The sequence below is a fragment of the Sphingobacterium tabacisoli genome (genome assembly GCF_017908035.1).
Classification (GTDB): domain Bacteria; phylum Bacteroidota; class Bacteroidia; order Sphingobacteriales; family Sphingobacteriaceae; genus Sphingobacterium; species Sphingobacterium tabacisoli.
Window position 1 is genome coordinate 108,104 of sequence record NZ_JAEQMU010000002.1, and the last position, 12,231, is coordinate 120,334.

The following is a 12,231-nucleotide window of genomic DNA, read 5'->3' on the forward strand; positions in this document are numbered from 1 at the left end:
AAAAGTTAATTTAATAGGAATACGAAATGAAAGATGAAAACACACTATTGGAGAAGTGTGTTTTTTTAAAAAAAGCTGTAAATATTTGGTATTAAGACTGTTAAAATAATAATGTCTTTGTGTTTGCTGAACTCTTCACGCAAGGTCTTAACACCCATGACCAGTTGATTGCTTACTGTCGATGTAGAAATCCCCAGTTCGTCAGCGACTTCTTGGTAGGAGTAGCCCTCTAACTTGCAGCGCATAAAGATTAAACGTCTTTGGGGAGGAAGGGAGTCTAATAGCTGATCAATTAGTGTCGCTTTTTCCTTAATTAAAAACTGTTCTTCTACCGATAGTGCTAGTTCGTTCATCTGTTGGTACAGGTGTTGTTTCTTACGTTCTTGCTGGGCAATCTGACGGAGTGTATCAATGCAGAGGTTTGAAGCGATCTGGAAGATATAAGCATCAAATAGCTTTTCCTCATCGATATGCTCCCGGTTATTCCAGATACGGACAAAAGTGAGTTGTAAGACATCGTCTGCAAGATCGACATCTTTTACCAGTTTGAAGACAAATGAATAGAGTCGCTGTGCATAAGCATGATAGATCTTTTTGAACGATAAGTAATCGCCTTTTTTTAACTCTATCAATATATTTTTATCTACTTGCCCCGCGCTATTCATAACTTAGTTTATTATAAAGATAGTTTTATTTTCGCTTATAATAAAAGAGTTCGTAGAAAGACCGGTTCTCTGCCTCTTGTAGGGAATGTTTTCACACGACGTACTATTCCTGGTTTTTATAAAACGATAAGCAATCCGTTGATAACAGATTGCTTGTTGTTTAATTTCATTTGTCTTCGCATGCTGCTCTAACTGTTCGATATCCTTGTCCTGCTGTATAATATATAAGGTGAGCTCTTCGATTTTCTCTAAGATAATTTTATTCATCTCGCTCTGTGCAATGCCTTGTTCTGCCCCTTAGCTGACCTTTTCTGTGTAAGCAAAATGATCTCTATCGAATTGCTCAGCGTGGAGTAGCTCCCTTTATCTGAAAAAGTTGCTTTGTTTCGTTTTGTTTCTTGTTGCTCACGTATTCTGAATCTCAATCGAGGTCTTCATCTAAACTTAACATAAGGTTAAAGATATAGTAATCGCCTTTATTGGGCTTTTGTTGGGGGGCTGTGTAGTTTTGCAGCGTTAAAAATATAACACCACAAACTGATATTAACTTGTATTGTATGTTTCTGATAGTTTCGGATTTTATTGAGAAGTTTTTGTTTTGTTTCTTTTTTGTCCAGAGTCATTTTGGAAATGAAGCTTACTCCCTAACCTTTGAGCATAATTAACCCCATATATGTTATGAAAAAAAGTAATCTATTAGCATTTCCTTTGTTATTGTTGCTGCTTTTTTCTTCTTGCAAAGAAGATGCTGCAACAACACAGAGTGAGCATGATCCTAATAAGCCGATCGTGTTGACCTCATTTTACCCTGCAGAAGGTGGGGCAAAAGACAAAATTCTATTGAATGGTGAGAATTTTGGTTCTGATCCTAAGAAAATCAAAGTTTATTTTAACAACGCCAAAGCAGCCGTAGTTTCAGCTAGTGGAGGTCGTGTTTATGCTATCGTTCCGCGTTTGCCAGGAGACAATCCAAAGATATCGGTAGTAATTGGTAAGGATTCCGTCGTATATGATAATACATTCGCTTATCATGTACAAGCGCAAGTGACGACAGTTACAGGAACAGGCTCTCGTGAATTTATTGCGGGTACGCTAGATCAGGCGCGCGTTTGTGCTAAATATTTGGAGCTGGACGCTGAGGGTAATCTATTTATGACCTGGCGGGATGGTAAAGATAACGCAAAATTTGGTGTCGGGCGTGTCAGTGAAAAGGAAAACTTGGTTACGGCTATGTATCAGGTAAAGGAAAGTCCCTATCCTTATGCGAATGGAGTTACAGTGGATAGAAAGACTGGAGTAATGACGGTCTCGCATGAGTCTGTTGTTGAAACATTTTTCTCATTTGATCCTATCGAAGGTTGGTATCCCCGTCAGCGTAATGCCAAATTTGCCCAGGCTCACGGTATACCCAATGGGGATCAATATATGAACTTTATTACTTTCAGCCCATATGATGGTTATCTCTACAGCCGCTCGCGGGATGGAAGTGTGATCAAGATACATCCAGATACGTACGAAGCGACACTGGTTCATAAAGGATCAAAAGCAGCAGGATCTACATGGCCATATGGATCGCAGTATGGACAAGGGATCAATCCGGCCAAACCATGGGAGCTGTGGATGACACTCCACTCGAATGCTAGTCCGATAGAATACCGTCAGGGACTTATGGTGTTGGATTTACGTCCGGAGCATATCGGAAAAGGATTCCGTCGTGTGAACGGTACAGGCGGTAGTGACCATCGGGACGGACCGATCGAAGACGCAATATTCAACTATCCAAAGGATATTAAGTTTGATAATGCTGGTAATATGTTTATAGCAGATTCGGGCAATCAATGTATCCGTATGGTGTCTGCCGATGGAATCGTTACGACTGTAGCAGGTCAGCCTAAGGTAAAAGGCTATAGAGATGGTGGTCCGTTGGAGTCTATGTTCAATGAACCGTGGGGAGTAGCAGTCAACGAACAGGGAGAAATCTATATTGCTGACTATGGTAACTCGCGAATTCGCAAACTAGTTATTGAATAATTAACCTAATTCTATATCATGAGGATTATTTACATTCTGTGTATGCTACCGCTATGCCTATGGTTTACGGGGGTATTTGCACAACAAACAGAAGAATTGATAATTACAGGTACTGTTGTCAATGAAAAAAGTGTACCTGTACAAAGTGTTTCTGTATATATAAAGGATAGGCCGGCAGGAGCAGCGTCTACCGATCAGAACGGAAAATTCAGCATTAAAGCGATATATGGCGATATGTTGGTGTTCAGTTATGTAGGTTACGAATCGATAGAGCATCTCGTTACAAAGTCTGAAGCTAATTTGAGTATTAAGCTTGCAGACAAAAGTCTTGATGTGGAAGAGGTGGTAGTTGTCGGACTGGGAGCTACGCAACGGAAAATTAGTTCAGTCGGAGCCATCACCACGGTAGATGTCAAGCAGTTGCAGAGTCCAGCACCATCGATGTCTAATCTCTTGGGTGGACGAGCTGCAGGAGTGATCTCAATGCAGACGTCCGGAGAGCCAGGTGCTAATATTGCCGATTTCTGGATACGTGGAATCGGTACATTTGGAGCTAATAGTAGCGCTCTAGTACTTATCGATGGATTGGAAGGAGACCTGAATACAATTGATCCAGCAGACGTCGAAAGCTTCTCTATTTTGAAAGATGCGTCGGCTACAGCGGTATATGGTGTGCGTGGTGCGAATGGGGTGGTTTTGATAACCACTAAAAGGGGGACGGTAGACCGTATACAGATTACTGCACGAGCTAACTCTACACTCTCTACGCTAAATAGGTTGCCTAAATATCTAGGTGCTTATGACTATGCAAAGTTAGCTAATGAAGCAGCTTTCTCGCGTGGAGAATCACCGATATATAACCCTACTGAATTGGGGATTATTGAGCATGGGCTAGACCCGGATATGTACCCCGATGTCGATTGGCAGAAGGAGATCTTGAACAATAGCTTCTGGCGTCAGAGTTATTATGCCTCAGGACGTGGTGGATCGGAAATCGCACGTTACTTCTTGAGTCTTGGTGGTAAGAGTGAAACGGCTGCCTATAAAGTAGATAAAAATAGCCCTTATAGTTCTAATGTAGGATTCAATACCTATAATTATCGTGTAAACTTGGATTTGAACCTAACTAAAACGACCAAAGTATATCTGGGGTCGGACGGGTATTTATCCAGACTGTTACAGCCGGGCATCTCGAATACAGATTATATATGGGGGGCACAATCTAGTCTGACCCCACTGTCAGTTCCTACAAAATATTCTAATGGTTTGTTTCCTGCGGCAGGAGGAGGGGAGCTTTCATCGCCTTATGTATTGATCAATCGTACAGGCCGTGCTTCGGAGGAGTGGTATAAAGGTAAGACTACGCTCGCTATAGATCAAGATCTTACTAACCTATTAGATGGTCTTAAATTCCGCATGCAGGGAGCGTATGATATTCATAGTAATTTTGACGAGCGTCGTTGGGTGCAACCGGCTCTTTATCAAGCGATGGGTCGTAATTATGACGGGTCCCTTATTATGAAGGAAACGGTGCAGGAGCGTTCAGCGATCTACGGTAAAGCATTAAGACAGTTTCGTAAATACCATTTCGAAACTACACTTAACTATGATCAGAAATTCGGAGAAGATCACCGTACGTCAGCATTGCTTTATTATTATATGAGTGACTCTAAAGACACTAAATATGCAACAAATAACCTTACGGCTATTCCAGAACGCTACCAAGGGGTGTCCAGCCGCTTGACTTATGGATTCAGAGATACGTATTTATTGGATGTCAACTTTGGATATACGGGGTCGGAAAACTTTCAGCCTGGACGTCAATATGGTTTCTTCCCTTCTGTAGCTTTAGGTTGGGTGCCGACGGGCTATAAGTATGTACAGGAGAAAGCTCCTTGGTTGGATTATTTTAAGATCAGAGCTTCTTATGGTACAGTAGGTAATGACCGTATTATTGACGGTGTCCGATTCCCATACCTGACAAAAGCGGACCAGTATTTCAGCAATGTATGGGGAGCTGGAGCTGTGGAAACGATAACCGAGACCCGTATAGGGGCTGATAATCTAGCTTGGGAAAGATCGATTAAGTCAAATTTGGGAATTGAAGGGAAATTATTCAATAACAAAATTGACTTTGTTGTAGACTTCTTTAAAGATCAGCGTAATGGTATCTTCCAGCCTCGTGTACAGGTGCCTGAATATGTAGGGGTTATTTCCAACCCTTGGGCTAATGTGGGACGGATGTGGAGCGCTGGAGCAGATGGTAATATTAGTTACAATATGCAGATAAATCAAGATATGGGATTTACGGTGCGGGGTAATTTTACCTACTCTAAAAACATGGTGCAGAACTGGGAACAGCCTTATATGGAGTATTCATACCTAGAGTACAACGGATTCCCTTATGGTTCTATCCGTGGTTATCAGGCTCTCGGTTTGTTTAAGGATGAAGATGATGTCAAGTATAGCCCCAAACAAACTTTTGGAACAGTATTGCCCGGTGATATTAAATATAAAGATGTAAACGGTGATGGGGTGATCAACTCGTTGGATAAAGTGCCATTGACACATAACGATTACCCATTAATGATGTTCGGGTTTGGTGGTGAATTTCGTTACAAGAACCTATCGGTAGGGGTCTTGTTTAAGGGAACAGGTAGTACACCATTCTACTATGTGGGAATGCCTAAAACGTACAAGAATGTAACAGAGATCAATGGCAAGGGTTATATGCCATTCTATAATGGTAGTGAAGGGAATGTAATTACGTTGGCCAATGATCCTGCCAACCGTTGGATACCTCGCGAATATGCTTTGCAGGAGGGAATGGACCTGTCTCTAGCGGAAAATCCAGATGCCCGTTTTCCTCGTTTGCAGTACGGTAAAAATGAAAACAATACCCAGTTGTCTACATTCTGGAAGGATGATGCACGCTACATAAGACTACAGGAACTAACGGTTAATTATCGGGTTAACCCTAATTTTCTTAAGCGCGTAGGGGTTAAATCTATGGATCTACAGTTTGTAGGCAATAACCTGTACATCTGGGATAATGTCAAAATATTTGATCCTGAACAGGCTGCCTGGAATGGGCGTAAATATCCAATACCATCCACTTATTCGGTGCAGGTATATGTTAATTTTTAATACGATTAGATATAGATCAACGATATGAAGACGTCAATAATCATAAAGAGAATAGTGAAAGCGGCCTTTATTATTCAACTGTTTTTTCTGGTGACATCCTGTAAGGATTACCTGAATATCGATAATTATTTCGATGATGAATTTAATATAGACTCCGCTTTTAGTAATGCGCGGAATATGGAAGCTTATATGTGGGGAGCGGCAGCTATGTTTCCAGACGAATCCAGAACGATAAGAGGAAACTATACGCCGGGGCCGATGGCTACAGATGAGGGCTTTAACGGCTTGACGGGGGCTGGAACTACGAATATCTATTATGGGATGGATTTTGCAACAGGGAATATCACTCCAGATAAATTTGGTGGGCTTAATCAATGGGGCAATTATTACAAAATAATCCGTAAGTGTAATCTAATCTTGCAGAATCTGCAAAAACCAAAGGATATCACTTCGACAGATAGACTTCGTATAGAGGGGTATACCCGTTTTATCAGAGCTTATGCTTATTACAATATCTTAGTGGATTACGGTCCTCCTATTTTATTGGGCGATGAGGTTGTAAATACCAATGAAAGTATGGAATACTATGACCGTCCGAGATCTACCTATGATGAGGCCATGGAGTATACCTGCGCAGAATTTGAGAAAGCGGGTACACTAATGCCTCCTGATGTCGGTCTTTTGAATTTTGGACGACCTACTCGAGGTGCTGCTTTTGCTATGATCGCTCGTCTACGTTTGATACATGCTAGTCCTTTGTATAATGGAGGTAATGCGGCGCGCTCTTACTTCGGAAGCTGGACACGTAAGACTGATGGGGTCCATTATGTATCACAGCAGTACGATGAGAGTAGATGGGCCGTGGCAGCGGCAGCTGCGAAACGTGTTATGGATATGGGAAAGTATCAGTTATATACTGTTCCTGCAGACAATATGACCGCTCAACTACCTTCGGGGGTAACTTCGGATCCAAATTTCTATGGATCATATCCTAATGGTGCTTTGGGTATAGATGCATTTAAATCCTATTCGGATATATTTACCGGTGAGTCTGTTGCGGCGATTAATCCGGAGTTTATCTGGGGAGTTAGTGCGCCATATATCAACTCGGACATCAATCAGGGGGCTTTCCCGCCTACACTGGGTGGATGGGGGCGTTTCTGTGTAACGCAGAAAGTAGTGGATGCTTATCTGATGGAAGACGGACGTAGCATACAGGAAGCTCGTGGTGATACCTATTTTGAAAGCGTAGCCGATCTACCTGCAGGCGGAACTTTTAATGACCTCTTTACGGAGCAGTCTAAAACTTTCTCTGGATACCCACTCAATGCTGGTGTGTATAAAATGTACGCAAATCGTGAAATGCGATTTTATGCCTCTGTTGGTTTTAACGAAGCCGTATGGCAGGCATTGTCAACGTCTGATGCTGCATTACAGAATCATACTGCGAAGTATTATTTTCAGGACCTTGATGGCCGTGGTGGTGTATCTGCGAGCTCACCTAATTATCCGATTACTGGATATATTATTAAAAAATGGGTTCACTCGTATGATGCAAAAACTGGTACAGGAGCTCGCACACTTCCGAAATTCTACCCTATTATCCGGTATGCGGAGATCTTATTGTCTTACGCTGAGGCATTGAACAATCTGAACGGTAGTCATACGGTCAAGATGGGAGAGAGAGATTATACGATGTCAAGAGATGTGGAAGAGATTAAGAAAGCATTCAATCAGGTGCGCTACCGTGCAGGTCTACCAGGATTGTCTCCAAATCAATTAACTTCGGCGGCGACTGTTCAAAAAGAGCTTGTACGTGAACGTATGGTGGAGTTTCTGTGGGAAAATAGACGTTTTTACGATGTACGTCGTTGGGGAATGTATGAGGAAACCGAGCGTGAACCTATTATGGGAATGAATCCAGATGGTGCGACTAAGGAAGCGTATTATAGACGTGTGATCCCTGGGACGTCATCTTTCTTGACAAGAGAAGTGAACAAGAGATTGAATTGGGTACCTATCCCGCGTGCCGAAATGAGAAGATTGCCTTCTGCGGATCAAAACCCAGGATATAATTAAAAAAGTAGTACCTGAAAACTAAAGAAATAACAGATGAAACGAAGATATATAACAGTTCTTGCACTCCTGTTGGGATTGGCTTCATGCAAGGATAATGAAGTGTTTGAGAAAGAAATGTATAAAAATGAGGTTTCCCTGATTAGTAGCGAAAATCACAATGTCTTTCAAGAGGTGGTGCATATGACAGGTGAAGAAATCATTGGCTTTGTAGCTGCTTCTGCTGGTGGTACATTGGCTCCAGCAAAAGATCTGATCGTGGGATTGGAAGAGGATGCCGAACCGCTAAAGGAATATAACTGGGCTAATTTTGATGCTGCTGAGGAGCTCTATGCTAGGCTGTTGCCTGAGGATAAGTACGAGATTATGGACGATAAAGTGGTGATCAAAGCTGGTGAGCGTACGGGAAGGACGATGATTAAATTGAGACCAGAAGGGCTGTCTCCAGATTCGACATACTTTATCGGATTGAAGGTTGTTGATAAGTCGGGTGTCGAGATCAATCCGAAGAAAAGTACGATGTTATATCAGGTGTCTTTTCAGAATGATTACGCCTCGCAAGTGAATAGTTCGATGTATATGATGACGGGGGTTAAGGATGACGTCATACCGGTTGCGGCCAATAAAAAGCTTTTTCCATTGACTCATAATAGTGTAAGGTTGACTGCAGGTAATGAATTGTTCGAACCAAAGCTTGCGAACATTGATAAAAACTCAATGATATTGGAAATTGATGAATCTAATCGGGTGACCATCAGGCCGTATAAGACTATACATGTTGTGCAATTGGATAACGATCCTAAATATCCGAATATATTTCAGGTCGAAGAGTCTTTTGGTAAGAAAACGAATGTATTCTTGCTCTCTTATCAGTATTCGGTTGATGGGGGGAAAACTTACAGTAAGATGAAAGAACGCGTGGAGATGCAGGTTAAATAATAAATGAAGGAATCCATGAAAACGACTAATTATCATAAAGTTAAGGTGATGGCAAGAGTAGTTTTTTCTTTTGTCCTATCCCTGACAATGTTATTGACGTCCTGTAAAGATGAAAATGAGGTGAAGGGCCGGTTTATGTTAAAGGACAATCCATCGAAGATGGAGGTGACTTCGCGGGGCTCTTCGGAGACCTATACCGTGCAATCTAGTGGTCACTGGAAGGTGGAACCACAGCGTAAAGAGAAGTGGCTAAAGATCGATCCAATGGAAGGTAATGGTGACGGTACATTTACAGTGACGGTGAATAAGAATATGGCTCAGGAAGCCCGTAATGTAACGCTCTTTTTTACAGTAGATGGTCAGCTTCATAATAGCGTGCTTAAGATAGAACAGGCAGCTGGGACAGGAGAAGGAGAAAATGAGGAGCCTTATATTTACCTTGATGGAAAGCCGACTAAACTGGAATCAGAGGAAGCTGGTGCTGTGACAAATTATGTCTTGCGTGCTAATGGAAAATGGCGCTTGGAGTTGGAAGATCAACCAGACTGGGTTAAAGTGGAGCCAATGGAAGGTCAAGGGGATACGCCAGTAAAAGTGACCATTGATAAAAATACTGACTTAGAACGTACAGCAAACATGTTGTTCTTTTTGGATGGTGTACAGCAGGAAAATGTGTTGAGTATCCATCAAAAAGGTCAGAAGCTACAGGTTTCAGGAGATTTGGTCTTGAAAGAGGACTTCAGTTGGTTGAACTATGGGAGCGAAATATTTAACGCGACTACAGGCGAGACAAGAATTGGCTCTTGGAAAGCAGAAGAGCTGGCTAAAGGCTGGACGAGTACAATAAATACGACTAAAGATGGTGGTGATTATGCTTCTATCTACGCACGTCCAGGGTTTGTAAAATTAGGACGTACCAATTATGGTGGAGATCTAATATCACCTAAGTTGGAAAATGTACAGCGTACCAAGGATCTAGTGGTGACTTTTAAAGCGGTACGATACGCTACAGGGGATCATTACCTGCTTACAGTGGGAGTTAATGGACCAGGAGCAGTCAGTGTAAAAGAGTTTGACGTTATGAATGTGGCTAGTCCGAATTCGAACCTAGAAGCATGCCGAGCAGCATGGCAAGCTCCAGAAGCGACATATTCTTTTGTCGTGACAGGTGCGACATCAGAGACTCAGATTTGGTTTTTGGGCGGAGCTTTTGACCAACGTGCCGGCAATTGGCCTAAAACGACAAATCGTATTTTTATAGATGATGTAGTCGTCACTGTTAAATAATTTATCACCTATAATTAACCCAGATCAAAGTCCGTGTAGAGTATTCCGCACGGGCTTTTTAATAACATTCAACGATGAGAAAGAAATTTCACTATAGCAGACGTTCGTTTATTCAAGCTTCTTTAGTGACGGGGTTAGGTTTGTCTTTAAATCTATACGGCTGTACAAAATCTGTAGCCGAACCAACAAAAGAACCTACTACCCCAGATTCTGGAGGAGGGGATGATGGTAAGTTCAGCATTACGGGGGTGCTTATTGCTGCATATATAGATGCGACCAAAGGTTCAGAATATAGTATTAGTGGAAAAGGATTTGCAGTCGGTGATCAGCTCTACTTTGAATCGCGGACTAATATGACAGCAACAGGAAAATACACCATAACGAGTAAAACTGTCACAGCAGATCAGATTAGTTTTGTATTCCCAATGGATATTCCTTCGGATAGCTATAGGATATCTGTAAAACGGGGATCACAGTCGTTGCTGTTGGGGACGACTATCCTTAATCTATATTTTAACGCTAATATACCGGATAGGGCGGGGATGACTATAAAAGGTGTGGTGTACGCTGCAGGTGCAGGATTGGCCAATGTGGTTGTATCAGATGGATTTGAAGTGACAACTACAGATGAAAATGGAATATACTACCTGCCATCTACCAAAAAGGGGAGGTATGTGTTTGTCTCTATTCCCGGAAACTACGAAGTGGCAACAACAATGAATGCGCCACAGTTTTTTCAACGCCTTAATCAACCTGTAGATGTTGTCGAAACCAAAGATTTCGAACTTAAACCGGTAAACAACGAGAAACATACGGTCATGATATTGGGCGATATGCACCTGGCCCGACGTACGGATGATCTCAATCAGTTTCAAAAAGGTTTTTTACCCGATGTTAATAAATCTATTCAGTCCTATAAGAACGCTGGTAATAAGGTGTACGCGCTGACACTCGGTGATATGACATGGGAAAGTTACTGGTATTCGAATAATTACGCTCTGCCACAATATTTAGCAGAGATGAATAAGATTGAGGCTATGGTATTCAATACGATGGGTAATCATGATAATGACCCTAAGGCAGTTGGCGATTGGGAATCCGAAAATACTTATAGATCGATTATTGGACCGACTTATTATTCCTTCAATCTGGGTAAGATCCATTATATTGTATTGGACAATATCGAGTACCTGAATGTAAATGATGCGAGAAATTACAATACGAAAATCGTAGAAAACCAGATCGAATGGTTGAAAAAGGATCTGGCAACGATTACTGATAAGAATACACCAATTGTAATAGCGATGCATGCACATTTGCATAGTAATCCTTCGTTGAGCGGTACGAATGAAACTACGGGATATAGAATTACCAATGCGGATGATTTTGTCAATGTGTTAAAAGCTTTCACGACGGTGCATGTGATTACTGGACATACACATATCAATTATAATGTGGAGCTAGCTACTGCACCGAATATTATGGAGCATAATACTGGAGCGGTGTGTGCGACCTGGTGGTGGACTGGCAATGTGGGCTATGCTGGAAATCATATCTGTAAAGATGGAGCTCCAGGCGGATACGGTATATGGGAGATGCAGGGAAGGGACTTGAAATGGAAGTACAAAGCTATCGGCGAGCAGGAAGACTATCAGTTTAGGGCCTATGACCTCAATCAGGTACATCTGACTAAAGATAAGTATGCTCCTGCGTATACAGGATCAGAATGGAATAAGTATGCGGCAGAGTACGCTAATCCGAATAAGAATAACGAAGTCCTGATTAATGTGTGGAATTTTGATAAGGGATGGAAAGTAGAGGTTACTGAAAACGGTACGTCCCTTAATGTGAATAGGGTACGGATGCGAGACCCGCTACATATTATTTCGTATTCGGCACAGCGACTGAACCGTAATGCCGTACCTACGGAAGATTTTGTGACCACTCTGACAGCACATATGTTTAAGGTCAAAGCTTCTTCGCCTACGAGTACATTGGAAATACGCGTGACTGATCGTTTTGGAAAAGTATATCGACAGACGATGGTTCGTCCAAAGGGATTAGATTATCAGATGAAATAATTAAG

Annotated in this window: 7 protein-coding genes; 6 read left to right on the forward strand and 1 reads right to left on the reverse strand. The window is 41.9% G+C overall.

The genetic code is table 11. The annotated features are described in order from the left end of the window. Nucleotides 1-65: 65 nt before the first annotated feature. Nucleotides 66-665, reverse strand: a complete 600-nt coding sequence (locus JKG64_RS11440; protein ID WP_210354448.1) for an RNA polymerase sigma factor — start codon at nt 663-665, stop codon at nt 66-68. Between the two features lie 678 nt (nt 666-1,343). Between JKG64_RS11440 and JKG64_RS11445 the strand changes: the two genes are divergently transcribed. From JKG64_RS11445 to JKG64_RS11470, 6 genes are all read left to right on the forward strand, one after another. Next, nucleotides 1,344-2,696, forward strand: coding sequence for an IPT/TIG domain-containing protein (locus JKG64_RS11445; RefSeq protein ID WP_210354449.1), 1,353 nt, complete (start codon nt 1,344-1,346; stop codon nt 2,694-2,696). A gap of 18 nt (nt 2,697-2,714) precedes the next feature. Further along, complete coding sequence (locus tag JKG64_RS11450; RefSeq protein ID WP_246512570.1) at nt 2,715-5,843, forward strand: SusC/RagA family TonB-linked outer membrane protein; 3,129 nt, start codon at nt 2,715-2,717, stop codon at nt 5,841-5,843. A 24-nt stretch (nt 5,844-5,867) separates the two neighbouring features. Continuing rightward, nucleotides 5,868-7,922, forward strand: coding sequence for a RagB/SusD family nutrient uptake outer membrane protein (locus JKG64_RS11455; protein ID WP_210354450.1), 2,055 nt, complete (start codon nt 5,868-5,870; stop codon nt 7,920-7,922). A gap of 33 nt (nt 7,923-7,955) precedes the next feature. After that, nucleotides 7,956-8,858: a BT_3044 domain-containing protein gene (locus tag JKG64_RS11460; RefSeq protein ID WP_210354451.1), complete on the forward strand. Its 903-nt coding sequence runs from the start codon at nt 7,956-7,958 to the stop codon at nt 8,856-8,858. A 15-nt stretch (nt 8,859-8,873) separates the two neighbouring features. Further along, nucleotides 8,874-10,145 carry a BACON domain-containing protein gene (locus JKG64_RS11465; RefSeq protein WP_246512571.1) on the forward strand — a complete coding sequence of 424 codons (1,272 nt, stop codon included), beginning with the start codon at nt 8,874-8,876 and terminating at the stop codon, nt 10,143-10,145. Between the two features lie 74 nt (nt 10,146-10,219). After that, nucleotides 10,220-12,226 carry a calcineurin-like phosphoesterase C-terminal domain-containing protein gene (locus tag JKG64_RS11470; protein WP_210354453.1) on the forward strand — a complete coding sequence of 669 codons (2,007 nt, stop codon included), beginning with the start codon at nt 10,220-10,222 and terminating at the stop codon, nt 12,224-12,226. Nucleotides 12,227-12,231: the final 5 nt, after the last annotated feature.